This window comes from Variovorax paradoxus, assembly GCF_009498455.1.
In the GTDB taxonomy this organism is placed as follows: Bacteria; Pseudomonadota; Gammaproteobacteria; order Burkholderiales; family Burkholderiaceae_C; genus Variovorax; species Variovorax paradoxus_H.
On record NZ_CP045644.1, the window covers coordinates 6,499,769 to 6,521,794 of the forward strand.

Annotated in this window: 25 protein-coding genes; 16 read left to right on the forward strand and 9 right to left on the reverse strand. The window is 68.3% G+C overall.

The genetic code is table 11. The features are described 5' to 3' along the window. The first annotated feature begins 19 nt into the window (after window positions 1–19). Both GFK26_RS30100 and GFK26_RS30105 read left to right on the forward strand, forming a co-directional pair. Window positions 20–1,393, forward strand: a complete 1,374-nt coding sequence (locus tag GFK26_RS30100) for an HlyD family type I secretion periplasmic adaptor subunit (RefSeq protein WP_153285185.1) — start codon at window positions 20–22, stop codon at window positions 1,391–1,393. Between the two features lie 3 nt (window positions 1,394–1,396). Continuing rightward, window positions 1,397–2,737: a TolC family outer membrane protein gene (locus GFK26_RS30105; protein ID WP_153285186.1), complete on the forward strand. Its 1,341-nt coding sequence runs from the start codon at window positions 1,397–1,399 to the stop codon at window positions 2,735–2,737. Between the two features lie 7 nt (window positions 2,738–2,744). On the opposite strand, the gene GFK26_RS30110 is transcribed toward GFK26_RS30105, so the two are convergent. Beyond that, the gene (locus GFK26_RS30110) at window positions 2,745–3,839 is read right to left on the reverse strand and encodes a PA0069 family radical SAM protein (RefSeq protein ID WP_153285187.1); all 1,095 of its coding nucleotides are present in this window, start codon (window positions 3,837–3,839) and stop codon (window positions 2,745–2,747) included. Window positions 3,840–3,973: 134 nt separating this feature from the next. Here GFK26_RS30110 and GFK26_RS30115 point away from each other — a divergent pair, with 134 nt between their 5' ends. The 5 genes from GFK26_RS30115 (at window position 3,974) to GFK26_RS30135 (ending at window position 7,019) form a co-directional block, all read left to right on the forward strand. After that, window positions 3,974–4,567: a GbsR/MarR family transcriptional regulator gene (locus tag GFK26_RS30115; protein WP_153285188.1), complete on the forward strand. Its 594-nt coding sequence runs from the start codon at window positions 3,974–3,976 to the stop codon at window positions 4,565–4,567. Between the two features lie 68 nt (window positions 4,568–4,635). Further along, complete coding sequence (locus GFK26_RS30120) at window positions 4,636–5,067, forward strand: thiol-disulfide oxidoreductase DCC family protein (RefSeq protein ID WP_153285189.1); 432 nt, start codon at window positions 4,636–4,638, stop codon at window positions 5,065–5,067. A gap of 29 nt (window positions 5,068–5,096) precedes the next feature. Beyond that, window positions 5,097–6,053: an SAM-dependent methyltransferase gene (locus GFK26_RS30125; protein WP_153285190.1), complete on the forward strand. Its 957-nt coding sequence runs from the start codon at window positions 5,097–5,099 to the stop codon at window positions 6,051–6,053. After that, on the forward strand, window positions 6,050–6,667 hold the full coding sequence (locus GFK26_RS30130; protein WP_153285191.1) for a DUF4166 domain-containing protein: 618 nt from the start codon (window positions 6,050–6,052) through the stop codon (window positions 6,665–6,667). The genes GFK26_RS30125 and GFK26_RS30130 overlap by 4 nt, the downstream gene beginning before the upstream one ends. A gap of 7 nt (window positions 6,668–6,674) precedes the next feature. Beyond that, window positions 6,675–7,019, forward strand: coding sequence for a DOPA 4,5-dioxygenase family protein (locus GFK26_RS30135; protein ID WP_153285192.1), 345 nt, complete (start codon window positions 6,675–6,677; stop codon window positions 7,017–7,019). Here the strand turns inward: GFK26_RS30135 and GFK26_RS30140 are convergent. Beyond that, entirely contained in the window at window positions 7,016–8,365 is a 1,350-nt protein-coding gene (locus GFK26_RS30140; protein WP_153285193.1) for an aromatic ring-hydroxylating dioxygenase subunit alpha, read from the reverse strand. The genes GFK26_RS30135 and GFK26_RS30140 overlap by 4 nt on opposite strands. A gap of 25 nt (window positions 8,366–8,390) precedes the next feature. Continuing rightward, entirely contained in the window at window positions 8,391–9,326 is a 936-nt protein-coding gene (locus tag GFK26_RS30145) for a Bug family tripartite tricarboxylate transporter substrate binding protein (protein WP_228121809.1), read from the reverse strand. A gap of 162 nt (window positions 9,327–9,488) precedes the next feature. Between GFK26_RS30145 and GFK26_RS30150 the strand changes: the two genes are divergently transcribed. Continuing rightward, window positions 9,489–10,316 (forward strand): helix-turn-helix domain-containing protein, encoded by an 828-nt coding sequence (locus GFK26_RS30150; protein ID WP_153285195.1) that lies wholly within the window; start codon window positions 9,489–9,491, stop codon window positions 10,314–10,316. A gap of 10 nt (window positions 10,317–10,326) precedes the next feature. Here the strand turns inward: GFK26_RS30150 and GFK26_RS30155 are convergent, their stop codons facing one another. Next, a complete protein-coding gene (locus tag GFK26_RS30155) occupies window positions 10,327–10,983 on the reverse strand; it encodes a glutathione S-transferase (protein ID WP_153285196.1) in 657 nt (218 codons plus the stop codon). Window positions 10,984–11,074: 91 nt separating this feature from the next. On the opposite strand from GFK26_RS30155, the gene GFK26_RS30160 reads away from it, so the two are divergent. From GFK26_RS30160 to GFK26_RS30165, 3 genes are all read left to right on the forward strand, one after another. Next, window positions 11,075–12,295 (forward strand): polyhydroxyalkanoate depolymerase, encoded by a 1,221-nt coding sequence (locus GFK26_RS30160; RefSeq protein ID WP_153285197.1) that lies wholly within the window; start codon window positions 11,075–11,077, stop codon window positions 12,293–12,295. Between the two features lie 73 nt (window positions 12,296–12,368). After that, window positions 12,369–12,494 (forward strand): hypothetical protein, encoded by a 126-nt coding sequence (locus tag GFK26_RS34515; protein ID WP_257214726.1) that lies wholly within the window; start codon window positions 12,369–12,371, stop codon window positions 12,492–12,494. Between the two features lie 251 nt (window positions 12,495–12,745). Beyond that, entirely contained in the window at window positions 12,746–13,393 is a 648-nt protein-coding gene (locus GFK26_RS30165; protein WP_153285198.1) for a GNAT family N-acetyltransferase, read from the forward strand. On the opposite strand, the gene GFK26_RS30170 is transcribed toward GFK26_RS30165, so the two are convergent. Next, the gene (locus GFK26_RS30170) at window positions 13,390–14,292 is read right to left on the reverse strand and encodes a LysR family transcriptional regulator (protein ID WP_153285199.1); all 903 of its coding nucleotides are present in this window, start codon (window positions 14,290–14,292) and stop codon (window positions 13,390–13,392) included. The genes GFK26_RS30165 and GFK26_RS30170 overlap by 4 nt on opposite strands. Before the next feature lie 85 nt (window positions 14,293–14,377). On the opposite strand from GFK26_RS30170, the gene GFK26_RS30175 reads away from it, so the two are divergent. Together GFK26_RS30175 and GFK26_RS30180 are read left to right on the forward strand one after the other, a co-directional pair. Continuing rightward, on the forward strand, window positions 14,378–15,490 hold the full coding sequence (locus tag GFK26_RS30175; RefSeq protein ID WP_228121810.1) for an adenosine deaminase family protein: 1,113 nt from the start codon (window positions 14,378–14,380) through the stop codon (window positions 15,488–15,490). Window positions 15,491–15,498: 8 nt separating this feature from the next. Beyond that, window positions 15,499–16,482: a Bug family tripartite tricarboxylate transporter substrate binding protein gene (locus GFK26_RS30180; RefSeq protein ID WP_153285201.1), complete on the forward strand. Its 984-nt coding sequence runs from the start codon at window positions 15,499–15,501 to the stop codon at window positions 16,480–16,482. Window positions 16,483–16,513: 31 nt separating this feature from the next. On the opposite strand, the gene GFK26_RS30185 is transcribed toward GFK26_RS30180, so the two are convergent. Then, on the reverse strand, window positions 16,514–16,972 hold the full coding sequence (locus GFK26_RS30185) for a CBS domain-containing protein (RefSeq protein WP_153285202.1): 459 nt from the start codon (window positions 16,970–16,972) through the stop codon (window positions 16,514–16,516). Window positions 16,973–17,120: 148 nt separating this feature from the next. On the opposite strand from GFK26_RS30185, the gene GFK26_RS30190 reads away from it, so the two are divergent. Next, entirely contained in the window at window positions 17,121–18,431 is a 1,311-nt protein-coding gene (locus GFK26_RS30190; RefSeq protein ID WP_153285203.1) for an O-acetylhomoserine aminocarboxypropyltransferase, read from the forward strand. A 1-nt stretch (window position 18,432) separates the two neighbouring features. Continuing rightward, complete coding sequence (locus GFK26_RS30195; RefSeq protein WP_153285204.1) at window positions 18,433–19,239, forward strand: alpha/beta fold hydrolase; 807 nt, start codon at window positions 18,433–18,435, stop codon at window positions 19,237–19,239. Between the two features lie 28 nt (window positions 19,240–19,267). Here GFK26_RS30195 and GFK26_RS30200 read toward each other — a convergent pair whose 3' ends face one another. Beyond that, window positions 19,268–19,933, reverse strand: coding sequence for an NAD-dependent epimerase/dehydratase family protein (locus GFK26_RS30200; protein WP_153285205.1), 666 nt, complete (start codon window positions 19,931–19,933; stop codon window positions 19,268–19,270). A 21-nt stretch (window positions 19,934–19,954) separates the two neighbouring features. Beyond that, a complete protein-coding gene (locus GFK26_RS30205) occupies window positions 19,955–20,347 on the reverse strand; it encodes a thioredoxin family protein (protein ID WP_373696548.1) in 393 nt (130 codons plus the stop codon). Window positions 20,348–20,436: 89 nt separating this feature from the next. Between GFK26_RS30205 and GFK26_RS30210 the strand changes: the two genes are divergently transcribed. Further along, on the forward strand, window positions 20,437–20,805 hold the full coding sequence (locus GFK26_RS30210; RefSeq protein WP_153285206.1) for an Mpo1-like protein: 369 nt from the start codon (window positions 20,437–20,439) through the stop codon (window positions 20,803–20,805). 13 nt (window positions 20,806–20,818) lie between these two features. Here GFK26_RS30210 and GFK26_RS30215 read toward each other — a convergent pair whose 3' ends face one another. Beyond that, window positions 20,819–22,018: a YihY family inner membrane protein gene (locus GFK26_RS30215; protein ID WP_153285207.1), complete on the reverse strand. Its 1,200-nt coding sequence runs from the start codon at window positions 22,016–22,018 to the stop codon at window positions 20,819–20,821. Window positions 22,019–22,026: the final 8 nt, after the last annotated feature.

Below are 22,026 nucleotides of genomic sequence, written 5' to 3' on the forward strand. Positions count from 1 at the left end.
ATCCCGGAGGGAGTTCCACATGGCCCAACCCAACCTTCTCAGAGACGTGACGTCCGCCCCCTCGCCGGCCGCAGACGAGCGATCGAAGAATGCCGATGTCCAAGGCCTCGGCACCGAGTTCGGACGCGCAGGACGGATCGGCGTGTGGGCCTTGGCCGCCGGGTTCGGCGGCTTTCTGTTGTGGGCTGCGTTTGCGCCGCTCGACGAGGGCGTGCCGAGCCAGGGGCTGGTCTCCATCGACACGAAGCGCAAGGCAGTGCAGCACCAGATCGGCGGCATCCTCAAGGAGGTGCGGGTCGGCGAAGGCGACCAGGTGCAAGAGGGCCAGTTGCTGTTCAAGCTCGACGACGCCGCGGCCAGGGCGAGCTTCGAAACCGTGCGGCAGCGCTACCTCGGGTTTCGCGCCATCCAGAGTCGCCTGCTGGCCGAACAGGGCGGGCTGGACACCATCGACTTCCATCCCGACTTGCAGGCCGCGGCCAAGGACCCGCTGATCCGCCAGCAGATGTTCAACCAGGAACAGCTGCTCCGGTCGCGCCGCGCCGCCTTGCGCGCCGACCTGCAATCGATCGAGGAAAACATCCAGGGCCAGCAGGCCTTGTCGCAGGCCTACACCAGCATGCTGGGCAGCCGCCGGACCCAGCTGTCGCTGCTCGGCGAGGAACTGACCCAGACGCGCAAGATGGTCGCCGAAGGGTATGCGCCGCGCAATCGCCAGCTGGAGATGGAACGCCAGCTCGCGGAATCGAGCACCTCCATTGCCGAGCTCATCGGCAACACGGGCCGGGCCCGGCGCTCGGTCGCCGAGCTTCGCCAGCGTGCCATTGCGAGGCAGCAGGAGTACCACAAGGAAGTGGAAACGCAGCAGGCGGAAGTCAGCCGCGAGGTGCTGGGCGACTTCGAGAAGTTCGTCGCCTTGCGCGACGAACTGGGCCGCACCGAGATCCGCTCGCCCGCTTCAGGCCAGGTGGTGGCGCTGGTGGCGCAGACCGTGGGCGGCGTGATCGCACCGGGACAGAAGCTGATGGACGTGGTGCCCGCCAACGAGCCCCTGCTGCTTGAAACGAGGGTGCCCCCGCACCTGATCGACCGCATCCACGCCGGCATTCCGGTGGACGTGCGCTTCACGAGCTTCGCCCATTCCCCGCAGCTCGTGGTGCAGGGCCAGCTGGTGTCGGTCTCGGGCGACTTGTTGACCGACCCCCAGACCAACGCGAGCTACTACCTGGCGCGGGTGGCGGTGACGCAGGAGGGCCTGAAGAAGCTGGGCAAGCGCTCGCTGCAGCCGGGCATGCCGGTCGAGGTGGTGTTCAAGACCGGCGAGCGCTCGCTGCTCGTGTATTTGCTGCATCCGCTCACCAAGCGCATCGCCGCCTCCATGACGGAAGAATGACCCGTGAAAAAGAACGCGCGGGCATTCACCGCTGTTGCCGCTGCTGCCGGCCTTCTCTGCGGGCCGGCCTGGTCGATCGACCTGTCGCAGGCGTATGGCGAAGCACTGGCCCAGGACGCGACGATCCGGTCGGTGCGGGCCGCCACGGACGCCCGGCGCGAGCGCCTGCCGCAGGCCCGCGCGCAACTGCTTCCCAACCTGTCGGCCAGCGTCTCGCGCCATCGGAACTGGCTGGACAGGACCTCGCCTGACGCCTCGGGGCAGCTCGTCACGTCCAACCTGCGCTACACCAGCAGCAGCGAGGCGCTGACCTTGAGGCAGCCCCTTTTCCGCATGTACCAGATGGCCGACTACCGCCAGGCGCAGGCGCAGGTCGACGATGCCGAGGCCATTCTGGAGCGCGAACTGCAGAACGTCGGCGTGCGGGTGAGCGGCGCTTACTTCGAAGCTTTGCTGGCCGAGGAGCATCTCGCGCTGGTGCTCTCGCAGAAGACGGCCTACACGACCCAGTTCGATGCCGCGCAGAAGCGGCTCGGCGCGGGTTTCGGCACGCGCACCGACATCGATGAAGCGCGCGCGGCACTGGACCTCAACGTGGCGCAGGAACTGGAGGCGCGCCAGAATCTGGACTTCACGCGCAGGCAACTCCAGAGCCTGGTCAATCGCCCGATCGACGGGCTCGCGCCGCTGGACCCGTCGAGGATGCAGCTCGTTCGGCCCACACCCGACCGGGTGGAAGACTGGATCGCGCAGGCCGAGCTCACCAGCCCGGAGCTTCAGTCGCTCGCTGCCCAGGTGGAAGCCGCAAAGCATGAGCTGGACAAGGCGCAGGCGGGCCACTACCCGACCCTGGACGCCGTCGCCCAGTGGTCCCGCAACGACAGCGACACGATCACCAGCATCAAGACCCGCTACACCAACCGGTCGATCGGCGTGCAGCTCACCATTCCGCTGTACTCGGGCGGCTACGTGAGTTCCACCGTGAGGCAGGCACTCGCAAACCAGCAGCGGGCCGAAGAGACCCTCGAAGCCTTGCGCCGCGACCTGGGGGTGCGGCTGCACCGCGAGTTCCGCGGCGTGACCGAAGGCGTGTTGAGGGTCAAGGCCCTGGAGCAGGCGGTGCGCTCCGCGGAGCAGGTCGTCCTGTCGAACCAGCGCTCGTTCGAGGCCGGCAGCCGCACCTTGCCTGACGTGCTGAACGCGGACCAGCTGAAGGTCTCCGCCCAGCGTGATCTGGCGCAGGCCCGTTTCGTCTACCTGCTGTCGCGGATACGGTTGCAGGCCCTCGCGGGCGGCGCCAAAGCCGACGTCATCGACGAGATCAACGGCTGGCTTACGCGCTGACCTGCCCTCAGAACAGATTGCCCTGCCCTTGTGCGCCCGGCGGCCGGAAGGCCGAGGTGTCGAGTGCAATCCGCTCGCGGTTGAAGCCCAGCCGGTTCGTCGCCTTCTGGAAGCGCTGATGAATCAGGTCGGCCCACAGGCCGCTGCCCTTCATGCGCGTGGCGAAGTCGGCGTCGTAGTCCTTGCCGCCGCGCATCTCGTGGATGCGCGCCATGACGCGCTCGGCGCGCTGCGGGTAGTGCAGCGCGAGCCATTCCTTGAAGAGCGGCGCCACCTCCCACGGCAGGCGCACCACGGTGTAGAAGGCGCTGCGCGCGCCGGCCTCCCAGGCGGCTTCGAGCACCTGCTCCATGTCTTCGGTGATGAACGGAATCTGCGGTGCCAGGCTCACGCCCACCGGCACGCCGGCCTCGGCCAGCGTGCGGATGGTGCGCAGCCGCCGGTGCGGCGCGGCGGCGCGCGGCTCGAGCTTGCGCGCCAGCTCGCCGTCGAGCGTGGTGACCGTGACGTACACGGCCGCAAGCCGGTCGGCCGCCATCGGCGCGATCAGGTCGAGGTCGCGCTCCACGGCGCTCGACTTGGTGACCAGCGCAAACGGATGCCGCACTTCGCTCAGCAGCTCGATCACGCCGCGCGTGAGCCGCAGTTCGCGCTCGATGGGCTGGTAGCAATCGGTCGCGGTGCCGATGGCGAGGTTGCTGGGGCGGTAGCTCTTGCGCCCGAGTTCGGCGCGCAGCACCTCGACGAGGTTGCGCTTGGCGATGAGCTTGGTCTCGAAGTCGAGGCCGGGCGAGAGGTTCAGGTAGCTGTGCGTGGGCCGCGCAAAGCAGTAGATGCAGCCATGCTCGCAGCCGCGGTAGGGGTTGAGCGAGCGGTCGAACGGAATGTCGGGCGACTCGTTGCTGCTGAGCACCGACTTCACGTCTTCGAAGCGCACCTCGGTGGCCAGCGGCAGCAGTTCGGCGGCCTCGGCCTCGCCCTCTTCGAGCGTGCCCCAGCCGTCGTCGAAGGCGTCGCGCTCGTCTTTGGAGAACCGGTGCGCGAGCCGCGTGGCCGCGCCACGGCCTTTGACGATGTGGATGGGAATCTGGGCGGCGGGCATGGCGAATCCTTGGAAGGAGGCAGGAAACAAGTTGAATAACTGTTTATTCATACAGTATTTCACTTTTGACCCGACCATGCCGAGTTTTTTGTTTCTGTCTTGACAGAAATTAAGGAATTCCTAAACTCGACGCCATGGAACTCACCGACATTCAACGCAAGTTCGTTCTGCACTGGGGCGAGATGGGCTCCATGTGGGGCGTGAACCGCACGGTCTCTCAGATCCACGCCCTGCTGTTCGCGCACGGCAAGCCGATGCACGCCGAAGAGCTGTCGGAAACGCTGGGCGTGGCCCGCTCCAACGTCAGCAACAGCCTGAAGGAATTGCAGGCCTGGAACCTCGTGCGCATCACCCACACGCTGGGCGACCGGCGCGACTACTTCGAGACCAGCGTCGATGTGTGGGAGCTGTTCCGTACGGTGGTGCGCGAGCGCAAGGAGCGCGAGTTCGACCCCACCATCCGCGTGCTGCGCGAGATCGTTGCCAGCCCCGATTTCCAGAAGGAGCCGCCCGACGCGCAAGACCGCATCCGCTCCACCATGGACCTCATGACCAAGCTCGCCACCTGGGCCGACGAGATGCTGCGGCTGTCGCCCGGCACGCTCGACAAGGTGCTCACGCTCGGCGCCAGCGTGCAGAAGTTCGTGCGCGGCGACAGCGCACCGCCACCGCCCCCCGACAAGGGCGACGACCCCGATGCGCACCACGCCAGCCTGCCGATGATCTGAGAAAGGCCGAGTCCTTTTTTTGCCTTCTTATTTCTGTTTTGACTGAAATATCGAGAACCAAGAACGCCATGGCCCGCTTCGCCCCCGCCACCTACCCGCTCACGGTTTATTTCGACGCCACCTGCCCGCTGTGCACGGCCGAGATGGGCGCCATGCAGGCGCGCGACAGCGCCGGCCGGCTGCATCTGGTCGACTGCTCGTCCGCCGGTTTCGCGGACGGCCCGGCGCCACGGGACGCGCTGATGCGTTCGCTGCACGCGGTCGATGCCGCAGGCCAACTGCGCGTGGGCGTCGACGCCATCCGCGCCTGCCGCGCGGCGGTGGGCCTGCCGGCCGGCGGCGCCGTGCTCGACCTGCCGGTCGTCGGCCGGCTGGCCGACCGCGCCTACGCGGTGCTGGCCCGCAACCGCTACCGGCTGCCGCGCTGGCTGGTGCTGCGGCTCGCGGGGCACGGTGCGATCGCGCCAACCACCTGCGCCGACGACCACTGCAAGCTCTGAAAAAACGCACATCGCCTGAAGGAGTTTCGATGCCCGACGTCTTCCAGCCCGACTTCCGCCTGCCCGGCACCGCGCGCACCACGCCGCCCGCGGTCGAAGGCCACGTGAGCCGCGAGGACACGCAGGACTACTTCACCGAGGTCGCCGACGACTACCGCGCCTGGAGCCCCAGCTACAACATGCACTTCGGCTTCTGGCGCCTGGGCCTGAACCCGCTGCGGCGTGAAGGCATGCTGATCGAGATGAACCGCACCGTCGGTCGCGCACTGCGACTCGACATGGCCACCACCGGACCGCGCTGCGTGCTCGACCTCGGCTGCGGCGCTGGCGCCACCTCGCGCACGCTGGTCGGCGACGACCCTGCGCTGCATGCGGTCACCGTGACCAACGTGCCGGTGCAGAACGGCATCGCCGCGCGGCTCGACGCGCGGGCCGGCGTGGCCGATCGCGTCGCGCACGTCGAAGCCGACTACACCCGCACCGGCCTGCCCACCGCCCAGGCCGATGGCGCCTGGGCGCTCGAAAGCGCCTGCTACGCCGAAGGCACCGCCAAGGCCGACTTCGTGCGCGAGGCGGCGCGGCTGCTCAAGCCCGGCGCGCGGCTGGTGGTGGTCGACGGCTTCCTGCTGCGCCGTCAGCCGGGCCGCCTCGCAGGCTGGCTGCACCGCCTGTGGGCCGACAGCTGGGCCGTGCCCACGCTGGCCGTGCGCGAAGACTTCATTGCGGCGCTGCGCGCCCACGGCTTCGAGGACATCGAAGTGAAGTCGCTGCGCTGGCGCGTCGCGCCCAGCGCGCTGCACATTCCCGTGCTGGCCACGCGCTTCACGCTGGCCGAGCTGTGGAAGGCGCGCGGCAAGCTCAGCCCGTGGCGCCGCAAGCACATCGTGGCCAGCTACTGCGCGCTTGCGCTGGGCATGTTCTGGCGCGACTTCGACTACGCCATGGTGAGCGCCACGCGCAAGGCCGACGAAAGCGCCGCTGCATGAGCGCCACGCCGCTGATCCAACAAGCGCTCGGCCCCGCATGGGCGCACCTCGGCGACGTGATCCGACGGCACTACGCGATGACGCCGTTGTCGGCCGAGCATGTGTGCGTGCGCGGCGCCATGCACGAGGTGCACCACGCGCCGTGGGCCGCGCTGCTGATGCCCTTCGGCCGCCTCGTCGGCGCGCTGGTGCCGCACACCGGCACCGACGTGCCGATCGAGGTGCACTACCGCTGCCGCGCCGACGACCCGCACCTGTACTGGGACCGCATCTTTCACTTCGCGGGTCGTGCGCCCTTTCACTTCCGTTCGCACATGGAAGCCGCGCCTTCGCAAGGCGGCGAGGTGATCGAGTTCGTGCGCTTCGGCATCGGCATGCGGCTGGCGGTGAGCGCCGAAGACGGCGCACTGGTGTTCCGCGACAAGGGCTACATCTGGCGCCTTGCGGGGCTGCGCATTCCGCTGCCGCTGGGCCTCTTTCTCGGCACCGCCTATGTCGAGGAGCGGCCCGATCCGTCCGACCCCGACCACTTCACGATGAAGATGCTGCTGCGCCATCGCTGGTTTGGCGACGTGTTTCGCTACAGCGGCCGCTTCCGCCTCGGTTCACAATGAACGCACCATGCGCCGCCCCGAAAACCTCTACGCCCAGTACCACGCCCACATCTACTTCGCGCCCGACACGCTGGCGCAGGCGCGCGAACTCAGCGAGCGCGCCGGCCGCGAGCTGATGGTGGTGGTCGGCCGCGTGCACGAACGCCTCGTCGGCCCGCACCCGCACTGGAGCTGCCAGCTGGCCTTCGACGCCGCCGAGTTCGACGAGGTCATCGGCTGGCTGGACGCCCACCGCAATGGCCTCGATGTGTTCGTGCACGGCGTGACCGGCGACGACTTCGCGGACCACACGACGCATGCGATGTGGCTGGGCGAAGAGAGCGCGCTCGACCTGCGGATGTTCCGGCGCTAGGCCGCATCGCGGCAGGCCGCGTTCTGCGTTTCAATTTCGGCGTCCGACGCGCCGCCGTGCACCTTGAAGAACTGCGCGCCCTCGACCTTCTGCCCGATGGCCTTCTCATACGCCGCGCGCACATCGTCAGGCTGCCCGGCCTGCCCGAAGAAGTCCTTCAGGTACGGCCCCAGCAGCGGATGCGCAGCCAGTTCGGCGCGCGGCAGGCCATGCAGCATCTCCTCACGGCAGGCCGACGGCAGGCACACGTCGCGGTTCTTTTCGGGGTCGCGAATCAGCCCCTTGGGCTCGTGCGACGGATCGGCCTGCATTGATTCGAGTTCTTCAAAAAAGCGCCGACGCATCATCACGATGCCCTTGTCGCTCTGGCCCAGCTTCTCGCGCGTGCGGTCGGTCACGGTGCCCTGCCCCACCCACACCACGAAGTCCTGGTTGGCGACATGGCTGGTGATCCAGCGGCCCGTGACCGGGTCCTTGATGGGGCCGTACCACGAGGGAATGCGCTCCTGCACATAGGGCTCCTGCTCGTTGGGCACGCGGCTGAGCACCCACAGCACGCTCAGCGTGTGGTGGTCGTCGATGGGCACGCGCCATTCGAAGTGATGGCCGAGGAAGAAGCCGTTGGGCCACAGCGTGACGCGGCCGGTGGTCCACATCACGTTGTCTTCGCGCTCGCCGCCACGCAGGCGCTTGTAGACGAAGCCGTGCTCGAACTCCTCGAAGGCCAGCTTCAGGTGCGTGGGCACGTAGGGGCCTTCGTCGCCCTGCAGCCGCGTGGTCCAGTTGTTGTGCGTCCACTCGAAGTGCACGGGGTCGATGGAGTTCTCCTGGCACTGGAACCAGTTGCAGGGAATCTCGGCGAACACGGCCTGCGCGAAACCGTTCCTGCAGTTGAAGAGTTCCCAGTCGGGCAAGAGCGGCGCGGGCTGCGGGCCCATGTAGGCCCACAGCAGGCCGGCCTTTTCCTGCACGGGGTAGGCCTTGATCTTCGTGTTCTTGCGCATGCGCGCGTCGGGGTCCAGCGTTTCTTCAAAGGGCTGGTGGATGCACTGGCCGCTCGTGTCGTACTGCCAGCCGTGGTAGCTGCAGCGCAGGCCGCACTTCTCCACGTAGCCGTACGACATGTCGGCGTTGCGGTGCGGGCAGCGGCGGTCGACCAGGCCGTAGTTGCCGCTCAGGTCCTTGTAGAGCACCAGGTCCTCGCCGAGGATGCGCAGCGGCTTCACGGCCTTGTCGTCGAACTCGCTGGCACCGGCAATCGGGTGCCAGTAGCGGCGCAGGTAGTCGCCCATGGGCTTGCCCGGACCGACTTCGGTCAGCACGCGGTTCTTTTCTTCGCTCAACATGCTTCGTCTCCTTGTCTGTCTGTCGTCAATCGGCGCGGATGCCGAACTCGCGCACCAGCCTGCCGAAGCGCTGGTCGTCGTCGCTGATCTGCTGTGCCAGCACGGACGGCGCGCCGCCCACGGGCTCGATGCCCAGCGCGGCCATGCGGGCCTGCACGTCGGGCATCTTCAGGATCTCGTTGAAGTGGCGGTTGAGCGTCTGCACGACCTCGGCCGGCATCGCCTTCGGCCCGAGCAGGCCCATCCAGGCGCTCACGTCCATGTCGCGATAGCCCAGCTCAAGAAACGTGGGCACGTTGGGCATCAGCTTCGTGCGCTGGCGCTCGGCCACGGCCAGCGGCACGAGCTTGCCGGCGGTGATGTGCCCCGCCACCGCGCCCGGCGTGATCCAGCCCACGCTCACGTGGCCGCCCAGCGTGTCGTTGACCACCGGCGCCACGCCGCGGTACGGCGCATGCGCGACGGCAATGCCGGCGTCCTTGTTGAAGAGCTCGCCCGCGATGTGCATCGGCGAGCCCGCACCCGGCGTGCCGTAGGTGAAGGTCTTGCCGGCCTTGGCACCGGCGACGAGCTGCGCCACGTTCTGGATGCCGCTCGTGGGCGCGGTGACCATCAGCACCGGGATGTTGCCGGTCTTCACGATGGGGGTGAAGTCTTTCACCACGTCGTGCGCCACGCCGGGGCCGGCCTTCAGCACGTGCTGCGCGATGGGAAAGGTGCTGGGCGTGAACAGCAGCGTGTAGCCGTCGGCCGGTGCCTTCGCGACCCAGGCGTTGCCGATCATGCCGCTCGCGCCGGGGCGGTTGTCGATCAGCACCGGCTGGCCGACGCGCTGCGCGAGCTTCTCGGCATAGGCGCGCGCGATGGCGTCGGTGTCGCCGCCGGCCGGGTAGGCGACGACGATGGTGATCGGCTTCGCGGGCCACGACTGTGCCAGGGACGCCGTGGCGGCACACAGCAAAAGAATGGCTCCTGCAGCGGCACGGAGCGCGTTTCGGTGGTGAAAAATGAGGTGGTTTTCCTTCTCGATGGGACGACGTGGGGTGTCATCGGACTGTAGGAATGCCATCGCGCTGCCAGAAGATATAGTTTCACTGAGTGAACCTTTTTCTTTGGAGGCGGCATGTCAGACACCACCGGTGCGCAGAGCGTGAAGTCGATCGACGCACTGCGCCGCGGGCTCGACGTGATGCTGGCGATCCAGCGTGCATCGGCCGTCACGCTGCAGGAGCTGCACCGGCAGACCGGTTTGTCGAAGGCCACGCTGCTGCGCATCCTGAAGACGCTGCAGCAGGCCGGCTGGGTGGAGCGCAACGAGTTGGAGAAGCGCTACGTGCCCACCTCGGCCACCGGCCAGTCGGGCGCCGCAGCGGCGTGGCGCACGCGGCTCACGGCCCTGGCCGCATCGCCGCGTGCCACGCTGCAGCGGCTGGTGCCGTGGCCGATCGACCTCGGCGTGCGCGACGGCACCGCCATGCTGATCCTCGACACCGACCGGCCACGCAACGGCCTCGCGGTGAACTACCGCGCGCTGGGCTTTCGCCCGCCGATGCTGCTGTCGTCGCTCGGGCGTTGCTACCTTGCGTTCTGTCCCGAAGACGAGCGGCGAGAAATCCTCGCCGCACTGGCGCGTTCACCGAACGATTTCGACCGCGGTGCGCGGCGCCCCGACAGCATCCGCCGCATGGTGGCGCATGCGCGCGACCAGGGCTACGCGGCGCGCGACCCCACGTCCACCAGCCTCGATTCGCCCGACCGCTTCGGCGCGGTGTCGGTGCCGGTGCGGCTGGGCGATCAGGTGGTGGGTTGCCTCAGCTGCGCGTGGCTGCCGACGGTGAAGAGCGAGCGCGAGATCGTGACGGCGCACCTGGGCGACCTGCAGCAGGCCGCGCAGAGCATCGAGCGCCGGCTGCGACAGGACGGGCTCGGCCTGCCGCCCGCGAGCCCCTGAAGAAGAAGCGTCAGAACTCGGCCTCGAGCTCGTCGATCTCGTCGGGCTCCTGCAGCGCGGCGGCCACCCACTCCGTCATGGCGGGCAGTTCCATCACGCGCTTGCAGTACGCGGCGCAGGTGCTGTCGAGCGCCACGTCGTAGCTCAGGAAGCGCGTGACCACGGGCGCGTACATCGCGTCGGCCATGCCGGGCTGCTTGCCGAACAGGAAGGGGCCGCCGTAGGCCTTGAGGCACTCGCGCCAGATGGCGACGATGCGGTCGATGTCGCCCTGCGCGCGCGACCACACCTTGAAGTTCTTGAAGCGGGCCTTGATGTTCATCGGCAATGCGCCGCGCATTGAGGCAAAGCCCGAGTGCATCTCGCCGCAGATGGCGCGGCAGTGCGCGCGTGCCGCGGCGTCGGCGGGCAGCAGGCCGGCCTTCGGCTTGATCTCGTGCAGGTACTCGCCGATGGCCAGCGTGTCCCACACCTTGATGCCGCCGTGCTGCAGCGAGGGCACCAGCATCGACGACGACAGCAGCAGCATCTCGGCCTTCATGGCCGGATCGTCGGGCGGAATGACCTTCTCGCTGAAGTCCAGCCCCGCGAGCCTGCACATCAGCCAGCCGCGCAGCGACCACGCGCCGTAGTTCTTGCTGCTGATCGTGAGAACGGGTTTGGCCATCGCGACACTCCTTGGACGATGCCAAGTGTGTGCAAGCGCCGTGCCATGAGATGCAATGCTTGTTGGCCCACAACTTGCCTGCAACCGAAGCATGCTGTACCGCGCTTACCAGAACCAGACCGACCTGCTCTCGCCATGGCGACTCACCGCGCAGTACCTGGGCCGCGCACTCTGGCAGGACGACACCGATCGCACCGCGCTGCGGCGCATGGCCGCACGCTGCGAGGTCTTCTCGCGCATGCGGCTCACCCACACGCGGCCCGACTACGGCATCGACTCGGTCATGGTCGACGGCACTGAGGTGCCCGTGCATGAAGAGGTCGCGCTGGTTTCGCCGTTCGGCACCTTGCTGCACTTTCGCAAAGCGCACACCGATGCGGTGCACCCGCGCGTGCTGCTGGTCGCACCACTGTCGGGCCATTTCGCGACCTTGCTGCGCGAAACCGTGCGCACCCTGCTGCGCGACCACGACGTGTACCTGACCGACTGGCACAACGCGCGCGACGTGCCGCTGTGGCAGGGCGGCTTCGGGCTCGACGACTACACGCTGCAGCTGGTGCGCTTCGTCGAGGCCATGGGCCCGGGCGCGCATATGGTGGCCGTGTGCCAGCCCTGCGTGGCCGCGCTGGCCGCGACCGCGCTCATGGCGGAAGACGACCACCCGGCCACGCCGCGCAGCCTCACGCTGATGGCGGGGCCGGTCGACTGCCGCATCAACCCGACCGGCGTGAACGTGCTCGCAACCAGCAAGCCCATCGAGTGGTTCCGCCGCAACCTCATCAGCCATGTGCCGTGGCCGCATGCGGGCGCGATGCGGCGCGTGTACCCGGGATTTTTGCAGCTCACGGCCTTCATGAGCATGAACCCCGAGCGCCACAAGAAGCAGTTCGAGGACATGGAGCGCCTGCTCGTCGAAGGCGAGCTCGACAAGGCCCGCACCATCGCCGACTTCTACGACGAGTACCTGGCGGTGAACGACCTGCCGGCCGAGTTCTACCTGGAGACCGTCGAGCGCGTGTTCCAGACCTACGACCTGCCGCGCGGCGTGCTCACCGTGGGCGGGCGCACCGTGAACCCCGCGGCGATCCGGCGCACCGCACTGCTCACGGTGGAAGGCGAGCGTGACGACATCTGCGCGGTCGGCCAGACCGTGGCCGCGCAGGACCTGTGCACCGGCATCCGCCCGTACCTGAAAACGCACCACCTGCAGGCCGGCGTCGGGCACTACGGCGTGTTCAGCGGCAGCAAATGGAACACGCAGATCTACCCGCGCGTGCGCGAGACGATCCACGCGGCCGACGAACTCCACTGAACGCAACCCAATCTGGCAAAGACCGCGGGGGCTTTGGTTGCCCGAACGCCCCCGGCTTCCTACAATCGACCCTATGAACGTCATGGTTTTCATTGCCGGTTTCGATCGCACGGCGGCCTGCGCGGCCCCGGGCGATGCGCGCGTGCGCGCGCCCGCCGCAATGACGGCGAGGTCGCAGCAGACCCTCGCACATCCCTGAGCCCGGCGGTCAGCCTCCTTTTTTCTTCAGCGCACATCGACCGTCGGGCACCTGCCCCCCGCGGTCGCGCGCCCCGGCCCTGATCGACTGATCAGCCTGGGCGACGCACCACTTCCCCAGCGTCCGACCTTCTTTCCCGCCTTCGGCCCCGTGCCGCGTGGAAGAGCCTCGTCCGCTTCGTCGTCGTGTTTCGTCGTGAGGATTTCCCCGTGGTGGCTCTTGCCTGCTCCCCTTTTGTTTCTTCGCCCGCCTTGCCGCCCTGGCCCGCGTGGCTCTCGTTCGACGCGCTGCGCCGCCACTTCCTGCGCCCGGCCGAGCTGCGCATCGACGTCGACCCGAAGAAGGGTCGCCCGAGCGAGCCGCTGACACCCGTGTACGAGCGCATGCGCGCCATGGGCGACCGCGTGCAGGACCTGCCCGCGCTGCGCCTGGACGACCCCGACCTGCGCGCGCGCTTTCGCGAGGCCGACGGCGAGACCTACGTGTACATCGAGGACGTGCGCCACCAGCGGCTGGTCGGCTACACGGTGTTCAACCGCCTCATCGAACTCGACCGCCGCGCCGACCGCCACCTCCGCGCGCCGCATTCGCAGTACGACCCCGCCTACCAGCGGCGCGGGCTGGCCACGGCCGTGTACCGCTGGGCGCTCGGCAGCGGCATGTGCCTGATGAGCGGCGCGCGCCAGTCGCCGGGCGCGCATGCGCTGTGGCTGCGCCTGGGGCGCGACTACACGACGGGTTTTGTCGACCTGCGCGAGAAACGCCTGAGTTATCTCGGCAACGAGGTGGACGGCGACACGCTGTCGCAACTGCACACGCGCATGTTCATGCTCGGCGAAGGCTGGACGCTGGAACGCTTCAGCAGCGAAACGCGCATGGCGATGCTCGAAGCGGCCTAAGCCTGCGGCAGCCGCTCACGCAGGAACCCGATGAGCTCCTGCGCCGCCACATTGCGCATCGGCCCCGGCAGGTAGGCCAGCACCACGCGCCGCTCGATGCGTGGCGCCGACAGCGGCACCACGGCCAGCTCGGGGTCGCGCAGCGACGAGGTGTACAGCCGCGGCATCAGCCCCAGCGCCTGCCCGCTGCGCACCAGCGCGTAGAGCGTTTCGGAATAGCTCACGCGGTACGGCTGCGCGCCCTGCGCAAACTGCGCGCGCGCCGGGTCGCCCAGCGCCGGCATGCTGCCGCTTTCGAACAGTACGAGGCGCTCGCTGCCGATGGCCTCCCAGCGCGCCTCGCCGGCCGCGGCCAGTGCATGGTTGCGCCGCACCACCAGCACCAGCGGGTCGCGGAACAGGTCGATGCATGCCAGCCCGCCCGGCGGTTCGGTGATCGCGGCCACGGCCATGTCGAGCTGGCCGCTGCGCAGCTCGGCCAGCAGCACCGTGGAAGGCGCGTCGCGCCAGGCCAGCTCCACCTCGCCGCGCTGCTGCAGGAAGTCGGCCGCCGCCGCCGCGACGCGCGCGCTGGCCGAGGGGATCACGCCCACGCGCACGTAAGCCCGGCCGCGCTGCACCGTGCTTTCGATGTCGCGCAGCGCCACCTCGAAGGTGTGGACGAGAAAGTCGGTGCGCGCCAGCACCTCGGCGCCGACGGGCGTGAGTTCGAGCCGGTGGGTGGAGCGGGTCAGCAGCTCGGCGCCGAGCAGCTTTTCCATCTGCTTGATCGCGTTGCTCAGCGCGGGCTGCGTGATGGCGAGCCGGCGCGCCGCGCGTCCGAAGTGCCCTTCCTCGACCAGCACCGAGAAACACTGCAGCTGGCGCAGCGTGAGCGCACGCAGGGGCAAGGCGGCCATGGGCGTCCTGGTTATCGATTCAATGAATCAAATTATAGAAATTCAAAATTTTCCTTATGAGCACGCACTGCCTAGACTGCGCCGCATGACCCTTGCCGCGCCCACGCCCGCCTCCGCTCCTTTCGCGCTCGAAGCGATGCTGCGCGAGATTCCCAAGGTGGAGCTGCACTGCCACCTCTTCGGCACCGTGCGCCACGCCACCTTCCGCCAGCTCAACCAGCGCGCCGGCGCGCCGCTGGCCGACGCGGAAATCGACGGCTTCTACACGCGCGGCGAGAAGCCCGTGGGCGTGTTGCGCGTTCTGCGCGCACTCGACGCCCAGCTGGTGCGCAGCCCCGGCGACCTGTACCAGCTCACGCGCGAATACCTGCAGGACGCGGCCTCGCACCAGGTGCGCTACGCCGAGTTCTTCTGGAACCCGACCGGCACGGTGCACGGCTCGGGCATTGCGTACCCGCTCGCGCAGGGCGCCATCGTCCGCGCGATCCAGGACGCACAGCAGGAGTTCGGCATCACCGGGCGGCTCATCGCCGCCATCGACCGCGAAGCCAGTGCCGAAGCGGCCGTGGAGATGGTCGAGTGGGTCAAGGCCCACCGCTGCGACGAAGTGATCGGCATCGGCATCGACTACCGCGAGAACGACCGCCCGCCCGAGCTGTTCGCTCGTGCGTATGCCGATGCGAAGAAGGCCGGCCTCAAGACCACCGCGCACGCCGGCGAGTTCGGCATGCCCTGGACCAATGTGCGCACGGCGGTCGAGTTGCTGCAGGTCGACCGCATCGACCATGGCTACACGGTGGTCGACCAGCCCGACTTTGCGCGCCAGTGCGCCGAGCGCGGCGTGATCTTCACGGTCGTGCCGACCAACTCGTACTACCTGCGCACGCTGCCGCCCGAACGTTGGGCTATTGACCACCCCATCCGCCGCATGCCCGGCCTGGGCCTGCGCATCCATCCGAACACCGACGACCCGACGCTGCACCAGGTCACGCCCACGGGCGCCTGGCTGATGATGGTGCGCGACTTCGGCTTCGGCCTGGACGACCTGCGCGGCTTCATGCACAACGGCCTGGACGGTGCGTGGATCGACGACACGCAGCGCCGCCAGTGGCGCGCCGAATGGAGCGCCGCCTTCGACGCGCTGCGCGCCCGCCTGCCCTCCGAACCCACGCCTTCCGCCACTCCTTTCCCCGGATGAACCCCGCCATGACCACGAACCGCCGCCTGATCCTTGCTGCCGCCGCACTCTGCGCCGCCCTGCCCACGGGCGCCTTCGCCCAGCAGGCCTGGCCCGCTGCCAAGCCCCTCACGCTGATCGTTCCCTACACGGCCGGCGGCAGCGTGGACGTCAACGCCCGCCTCGTGGCGCAGCGTTTGGGCGAGCGGCTCAAGCAGTCGGTGGTGATCGAGAACGTGAGCGGCGCGGGCGGCGCCATCGGCGTGGCCAAGGCCGTGAACGCGGCGCCCGACGGCTACACGCTGGTGGTCGGCCCCGACAGCGCCATCGCCATCGGCCGGCTGGTCAACCCCTCGGCCTTCCGCTTCGATCCGCTCAAAGACCTGGCGCCCGTCGGCCTGCTCAACACCGCGCCGATGGTGCTGGTGGCGCGCCCCGGCCTCGACGTGCGCAGCTACGCCGACTTCGTGAAGCTCGCCAAGGCGCAACCGGGCCACTACAACTACGCCACCTCGGGCGTGGGCACCGTGCTGCAGCTGGCGATGGAACTGCTCAAGGAGCGCAGCGGCATCTTCGTGACGCACGTGCCCTACCGCGGCGGTGCGCAGATTGCCACCGACGTCATCGGTGACCAGGTCGACCTCGCGATGCTGGTGAGCACCAGCGCCATTCCGCATGTGAACGGCAAGCGCCTGAAGGCATTGGGCATCACCGGCAGCCAGCGCCTGCCGGCGCTGTCGCAGGTGCCCACCTTCAACGAGATGCCCGGCCTCAAGGGCTACGACATGGTGAGCTGGACCGGCATCTTCGCGCCCGCGAAAACGCCGCCGGCCGTGGTGGCGCGGCTCAACCAGGAACTGAATGCGGTGCTGCAGGAGGAAGGCGTGCGTGCCAAGCTGGCGGAGCAAGGCGCGTTGCCGGGCAGCGGAACGCCGGAGGCGTTCGGGAAGTTCGTGCAGTCGGAGTTCGCACGAAACAAGAAAATCGTCGAGACCGCCAACATCAAAGAGTAGCGGTCAATCGGCCGGCGGCTGACTGTAAGGCTCAGCCGGCCTTTTCGTTGCTCTCGTCTTCCGGCCAGTCGCGGATGTAGGCCTTGAGCATCTTGTTCTCGAAGTTCTGCGCGTCAACCACGGCCTTGGCCACGTCGTAGAAGCTGATCACGCCCATGAGCATGCGCTTGTCCATCACGGGCATGTAGCGCGCGTGACGCTCCAGCATGATGCGGCGGATTTCGTCGAGGTCGGTTTCCAGGGTGCAGGTGACCGGCGCATCGTCCATGGCCTTGCGCACCAGCGTGGTCCCGACCTGGCCGCCGTTTTTGACGACGGCCATGATCACTTCACGGAACGTGAGCATGCCGACCAGGTCGCCGTGCTCCATGACCACCAGCGAACCGATGTCCTTCTCCGCCATGGTCTGGGCGGCTTCCGCCAGCGGGTCGTCGGGCGTGATGGTGAAGAGCGTGTTGCCCTTGACGCGAAGAATGTCGCTGACTTTCATGGTGGTGCTCCTCTCGGGGATTCGTCGTTCTCGGCGTCGTGCCAATTTGAATATAGCCCACAATCGACGCCGACCCGAACGCCCCTGTCGCCTGTGCATGCATTGCACGCGTAACGGGGCATTGCGAAGAGACAACAGAAAGGCCTTCATGCCCGGTTATTCCGACCCCGGTTTCGACACCCTCGCGCTGCACGCCGGCGCCGCCCCCGACCCCACCACCGGTGCGCGGGCCGTTCCCATCCACCTGACGACTTCGTTCGTCTTCGAATCCAGCGACCACGCGGCTGCGCTCTTCAACCTGGAGCGCGCGGGCCACGTGTATTCGCGCATCAGCAACCCGACCAACGCGGTGCTGGAGCAGCGCGTGTCGGCGCTCGAAGGCGGCATCGGCGCCATTGCCACGGCCAGCGGCCAGGCCGCGCTGCACCTGTCGGTGGCCACGCTGATGGGCGCGGGCTCGCACATCGTCGCCAGCACCGCCTTGTATGGCGGCTCGCAGAACCTGCTGCACTACACGATGCGCCGCTTCGGCATCGACACCACCTTCGTGAAGCCCGGCGACCTCGATGGCTGGCGCGCCGCGGTGCGGCCCGAGACCAAGCTCTTCTTCGGCGAAACCGTGGGCAACCCGGGCCTCGATGTGCTCGACATTCCCGCCGTGAGCGACATCGCCCACGAAGCCGGCGTGCCGCTGCTGGTCGACTCCACGCTCACCTCGCCCTACCTCATCAAGCCCTTCGACTGGGGCGCCGACCTGGTCTACCACTCGGCCACCAAGTTCCTGTCGGGCCACGGCACCGTGATCGGCGGCGTGGTGGTCGACGGCGGCAGCTTCGACTGGGAGAAATCGGGCAAGTTCGCCGAGCTCACGCAGGCCTACGACGGCTTCCACAACATGGTGTTCAGCGAGGAAAGCACCGTCGGCGCCTTCCTGCTGCGCGCGCGCCGCGAAGGCCTGCGCGACTTTGGCGCGTCGATGAGCCCCCACACGGCGTGGCTCATCCTGCAGGGCATCGAGACGCTGCCGCTGCGCATGGAGCGCCACATCGACAACACGCAGAAGGTGGTCGAGTTCCTGGCCACGCACCCGTTCGTGTCGCGCGTGGGGCACCCGCTGATCGAATCGCACCCGAGCCACGCGCTCGCGCAGAAGCTGCTGCGCCACGGCGCGCGCGGCGCCGGCGCGGTGTTCAGCTTCGACATCAAGGGCAGCCGCGCGCAGGGCAAGGCCTTCATCGAGGCGCTCAAGCTGTTCAGCCACCTGGCCAACGTGGGCGACTGCCGCAGCCTGGTGATCCATCCGGCCAGCACCACGCACTTCCGCATGACCGACGAGGCGCTCGCGGGCGCGGGCATTTCGCAGGGCACGATCCGCCTGTCGATCGGCCTTGAAGACCCGGCCGACCTGATCGACGACCTGAAGCGCGCGCTGAAGGCCGCGGAAAAGGCGGGGGCCTGAGATGCACTACACCGTCAACGGCCACGCCACCTACTGCTACACCGCCGGCAAGCCCTTCGATGCGGCCAAGCCCACGGTGGTGTTCATCCACGGCGTGCTCAACGACCACAGCGTGTGGATTTTGCAAAGCCGCTGGTTCGCCAACCACGGCTGGAACGTGCTGGCGGTCGACCTGCCGGGCCACTGCAAGAGCGCCGGCGCGCCGCCGGCCAGCGTGGAAGACGCGGCGCAGTTCGTCATCGCGCTGCTCGACGCGGCGGGCGTGCAGAAGGCCGCGCTCATCGGCCACAGCTTCGGCTCGCTGATCGCGCTCGAAACCGCGGCGCGCGCGCCCGAGCGCATCACGCAGCTCGCGATGGTCGGCACGGCCTACCCGATGGTGGTGTCGCCCGCGCTGCTCGAAAGCTCGGTGAGCGACCCGCAGCGCGCCATTGCCATGGTCAACACCTTCTCGCACTCGCTGCTGGCGCCGCCGCCGTCGTCGCTCGGCCCAGGCACGTGGCTGTACGGCAGCTCGCGCGCGCTGATGCGCCGCGTGCTCGCGAGCAACCGCGAGGCCAATGTATTCCACATCGGCTTCAAGGCCTGCAACGACTACGCGAACGGCGAAGCCGCGATCGAGAAGGTGCAGTGCCCGGTGCTGTTCCTGCTCGGCGACGCCGACCAGATGACGCCGCCGCGCGCCACCAAGGCATTGGTGAGCAAGGCGCGCAATCCCAAGGTGGTGACGGTGCACGCCGGCCATGCGCTGATGAGCGAGGCGCCGGACGAGGTGCTGTTCGCGCTGCGCGACTTCGTCGCGGGCTGAAGAACGGCGAAGAACGCTGGGCGGTGTTTCAGCTGCCCAGCGCGTTGATGTCCGCCGGGTCGAGCAGCACCTTGCGCGCGCCTTTACGCGCCACCGTGAGCATCGCGCGGCCCACCTTCTCGGTGGTGGTCACGCGGTCGGGCCACCAGCGGTGGGCCAGCCCGAGCACGGGCTTGAGTACGACGATCGCGGCCTGGTACAGCGGCGTCTTAGAACGCACGCCGTGCAGCGGCTGGATCATCCCGGGCCGGAACATGTAGGACGCGCGAAACGGCAGGCGCATCAGCGCGTTCTCGGTCGCGCCCTTCACGCGCGCCCACATGCGTTCGCCGCGCTCGCTGCTGTCGGTGCCCGCGCCGGTCACGTAGGTGAAGGTCATGCCCGGGTTGAGGCGCGCCAGCACGGTGGCCGCGGCCATCGTCAGGTCGTAGGTGATGCGCTTGTACTCGGGCTCCTTCATGCCCACCGACGACACGCCCAGACAGAAGAAACAGGCATCGAAGCCCGTCAGCTGCGGCTCGATGGCGCGGTAGTCGTACATGTCGGTGTGCACCAGGTCCTGCAGCTTGGGATGCTGCTGCCCGGTGGCGCTGCGCCCCACGGCCACCACGCGTTCCACGTCGGGCGCCAGCAGGCACTCGCGCAGCACGCCCTGCCCCACCATGCCGGTGGCGCCAAAGATCAGGATGTTCATGGGAGGGAGGCTCCGAAGGGGTCAGACCGCGAAGGCCGCGGGCTTTTTCTCGAGCACGGCCAGCAGCAGGTCGACGTCGAGGCTGGAAGGTTGCGGCGGCTGCAGCGCGCCCAGCAGGCGCGACAGCGTCTCGATGTGCGGCAGCAGCGGGCCCAGAAAGCGCGTGCCGTCGGCACCCGCTACCAGCAGGGTCGGAAAGGTCTCGACGTCGAAGGCGTCGGCGATCTCGGCGTGGTCCTCGATGTCGACCCAGGCGAAGCGGAACTGCGGGTGCGCCTTCGCCAGCTCGGCCAGCAGCGGCCGGTAGTCGCGGCAGGTGCCGCACCATTCGGCGCAGAGGCAGACGACCCACAGCGCGTTGGCATCGGCGGAAGAAGCGGCGGGGACGGCGGGAACAGCGCTCAAAGTGGACACGGTGAAGGTGGGATGGCGAACCCGGGTGGTGCGTCCGCAGGCTCGTGGCTATTATCAACAAAGCCCCTGCGGGGCGCAGGAGACACGCGATGAACACTTCCACCCCTGCCGCGCCGGTTGCGCCGGACGCGCCGGACGCGCCGGCCACGGTCGATCCGCGCCGCTTCACAAGCTTTGCCGAGTTCTATCCCTTCTATCTGACCGAGCACGCCAACGTCACCTGCCGGCGGCTGCATTTCGCGGGCTCGACGATTTCGCTGCTATGCCTCGTGGCCCTGGTAGTCACGCTGAATCCGTGGTGGCTGCTGGCCGGGCTCGTGGCGGGCTACGGCTTCGCCTGGGTCGGGCATTTCGGCTTCGAGAAGAACAGGCCGGCCTCGTTCAAGCGCCCGCTGTATTCCTTCATGGGCGACTGGGCGATGTACCGGGACATCTGGGCCGGGCGCGTCAAGATCTGACGTTCCTGGATTTCTAGATCAGCAGCACGTCGCCCAGCCGCAACGTGTGCAGTGGGCCCTTCTGCCACAGGTCTTCGAGCGGCTCGGCGCGCGGCATCAGCAGCTCGCGCAGCAGCGGCTCGATGGGCGTCGACGGGTCGGCCAGCAGCACGTAGCGCGGGTCTTCGTTGGCGGACTCCTCCGCCAGCGGCGCGATCCAGTCGAGCCGCACCAGCGTGTCGATCACCGGCACCAATTGCAGCCCGTCGACCCGCATGCGCGCCAGCAGCTCGCTCGCGCCCATGCCCTTGGCGGGCGAGGCCTGCGCGCGCGCCAGGTGCTGCAGCACTTCCATCGCGAGCTGCATCGGCCAGCCCGCCGCGCCGCCCCGGCGCGCCACGCCCACCAGCAGGCTCGGCAGGTAGGCCGCGATGACGGCGCCCAGCAGCACGATCACCCACGCCACGTAGATCCACACCAGCAGGATCGGGAAGGTGGCAAAGGCGCCGTACAGCACCGAATAGGTCGGCACCAGGCTCAGGTAGTAGCCCAGCACGCGCTTGGCGATCTCGATGGCGGCCGCCACGAAGAGGCCGCCGGCCCAGGCGTGCGACCAGCGCACCGTGGTGTTCGGCACGTAGTGGTACAGCGCGGCCATGCCGGCCGCGAGCAGCACGAATTCGAAGGTGTCGAAGACCAGCTTGACGATGCTCACGCCCACCACGCCGCGCGAGGCGGTGAACACGTACGAGGTGGTCGACAGGCTCACCGCAAGGATCAGCGGCCCGAGCGTGATGGTGGCCCAGTAGATGAGCACCCGCTGCGCGAACGGCCGCGGCGTGCGCACGCGCCAGATGTTGTTGAGCGTCTTGTCGACAGTGAGGATCAGCGCAATGGCGGTGATCAGCAGCACCACCAGGCCCGCGATGCCCAGGCCGCCGGCCTTGCTCGCGAACTGGTTCAGGTAGCCCAGCACCTGGCGCGCGATGTTGTCGGGAATCAGGCTCTCGATCAGCCAGCGCTGCAGGCGGCCCTGCATGGTGGCGAACATCGGGAACACGGTGAACAGCGCGAGCGCCACCGTGAAGAACGGCACCATCGCGATGGTCGTGGTGAAGGTCAGGCTGCTGGCCGTGAGGCCCAGGCGGTCTTCGCGGAAACGCTCGCCCAATACCGCTGCGGTGTTGCGCCAAGGAAAGCGCGAAAGATCCCTCCAAAGCTGCCTGCGATTCATGGCCTTAT

What these genes read in the sequence shown, in the direction of transcription:
- GFK26_RS30140 (WP_153285193.1), bottom strand. Translation starts at nt 8,365, where the DNA reads ATGTTGAGCGAAGAAAAGAACCGCGTGCTGACCGAAGTCGGTCCGGGC.
- GFK26_RS30150 (WP_153285195.1), top strand. Translation starts at nt 9,489, where the DNA reads ATGTCAGACACCACCGGTGCGCAGAGCGTGAAGTCGATCGACGCACTG.
- GFK26_RS30200 (WP_153285205.1), bottom strand. Translation starts at nt 19,933, where the DNA reads ATGAACATCCTGATCTTTGGCGCCACCGGCATGGTGGGGCAGGGCGTG.
- GFK26_RS30195 (WP_153285204.1), top strand. Translation starts at nt 18,433, where the DNA reads ATGCACTACACCGTCAACGGCCACGCCACCTACTGCTACACCGCCGGC.
- GFK26_RS30110 (WP_153285187.1), bottom strand. Translation starts at nt 3,839, where the DNA reads ATGCCCGCCGCCCAGATTCCCATCCACATCGTCAAAGGCCGTGGCGCG.
- GFK26_RS30190 (WP_153285203.1), top strand. Translation starts at nt 17,121, where the DNA reads ATGCCCGGTTATTCCGACCCCGGTTTCGACACCCTCGCGCTGCACGCC.
- GFK26_RS30180 (WP_153285201.1), top strand. Translation starts at nt 15,499, where the DNA reads ATGACCACGAACCGCCGCCTGATCCTTGCTGCCGCCGCACTCTGCGCC.
- GFK26_RS30185 (WP_153285202.1), bottom strand. Translation starts at nt 16,972, where the DNA reads ATGAAAGTCAGCGACATTCTTCGCGTCAAGGGCAACACGCTCTTCACC.
- GFK26_RS30120 (WP_153285189.1), top strand. Translation starts at nt 4,636, where the DNA reads ATGGCCCGCTTCGCCCCCGCCACCTACCCGCTCACGGTTTATTTCGAC.
- GFK26_RS30215 (WP_153285207.1), bottom strand. Translation starts at nt 22,018, where the DNA reads ATGAATCGCAGGCAGCTTTGGAGGGATCTTTCGCGCTTTCCTTGGCGC.
- GFK26_RS30130 (WP_153285191.1), top strand. Translation starts at nt 6,050, where the DNA reads ATGAGCGCCACGCCGCTGATCCAACAAGCGCTCGGCCCCGCATGGGCG.
- GFK26_RS30175 (WP_228121810.1), top strand. Translation starts at nt 14,378, where the DNA reads ATGACCCTTGCCGCGCCCACGCCCGCCTCCGCTCCTTTCGCGCTCGAA.
- GFK26_RS30155 (WP_153285196.1), bottom strand. Translation starts at nt 10,983, where the DNA reads ATGGCCAAACCCGTTCTCACGATCAGCAGCAAGAACTACGGCGCGTGG.
- GFK26_RS30100 (WP_153285185.1), top strand. Translation starts at nt 20, where the DNA reads ATGGCCCAACCCAACCTTCTCAGAGACGTGACGTCCGCCCCCTCGCCG.
- GFK26_RS30170 (WP_153285199.1), bottom strand. Translation starts at nt 14,292, where the DNA reads ATGGCCGCCTTGCCCCTGCGTGCGCTCACGCTGCGCCAGCTGCAGTGT.
- GFK26_RS30160 (WP_153285197.1), top strand. Translation starts at nt 11,075, where the DNA reads ATGCTGTACCGCGCTTACCAGAACCAGACCGACCTGCTCTCGCCATGG.
- GFK26_RS30115 (WP_153285188.1), top strand. Translation starts at nt 3,974, where the DNA reads ATGGAACTCACCGACATTCAACGCAAGTTCGTTCTGCACTGGGGCGAG.
- GFK26_RS30210 (WP_153285206.1), top strand. Translation starts at nt 20,437, where the DNA reads ATGAACACTTCCACCCCTGCCGCGCCGGTTGCGCCGGACGCGCCGGAC.
- GFK26_RS30125 (WP_153285190.1), top strand. Translation starts at nt 5,097, where the DNA reads ATGCCCGACGTCTTCCAGCCCGACTTCCGCCTGCCCGGCACCGCGCGC.
- GFK26_RS30135 (WP_153285192.1), top strand. Translation starts at nt 6,675, where the DNA reads ATGCGCCGCCCCGAAAACCTCTACGCCCAGTACCACGCCCACATCTAC.
- GFK26_RS34515 (WP_257214726.1), top strand. Translation starts at nt 12,369, where the DNA reads ATGAACGTCATGGTTTTCATTGCCGGTTTCGATCGCACGGCGGCCTGC.